Origin of the sequence: Methylobacterium sp. WL18, from assembly GCF_008040015.1 — a bacterium.
Taxonomy (GTDB): domain Bacteria; phylum Pseudomonadota; class Alphaproteobacteria; order Rhizobiales; family Beijerinckiaceae; genus Methylobacterium; species Methylobacterium mesophilicum.
Window position 1 is genome coordinate 1 of sequence record NZ_VRVD01001344.1, and the last position, 441, is coordinate 441.

1 pseudogene is annotated in these 441 nt (G+C 77.1%); it reads right to left on the bottom strand.

Going from position 1 to position 441, the window contains the following annotated elements:
• Nucleotides 1-441: pseudogene (locus FV228_RS32665) on the bottom strand (chromosome segregation protein SMC); the annotation flags it as partial.

Sequence of the window (441 nt, forward strand, 5' to 3'; positions counted from 1 at the left end):
CCAGGGCCACGTCCAGCCTGTCGGCGGCCGCCGCGGCCGCGCGGAGCAGGCCGCCGGTCTGGAGGTTGGCCTCCCACCGGCTTGCCAGGGTGGCAACCCGCGTCTCCAGCCGCTCCAGCGCCTGCCCGACATCGAGATCGGGGGCGGGATCGAGGCCGGCCCGGGTAAACAGGGCGGCGAGCGGCGCCCGGGCGGCCTCGATCCGGGCCGACAGCCGGTCCCGCTCGATCCGCTGCTCGGCCAGGCGCTGCTCGGCCTCGATCATGTTTTCGGTCTCGGTGAGCCAGGCCGCCATCTCGGCCGGCGGGCCGGGGACGAGACCGGCGGGCCGCCACGCTTCGTGCCAGGCGGCCTCGCCCTCGGCGATCTCATGGGCGATCGCGGCGAGCACCCGATCCGCCGCCGCGCAGGCGGCGTCCTCGGCGGCGAGGCGGTCGAGGT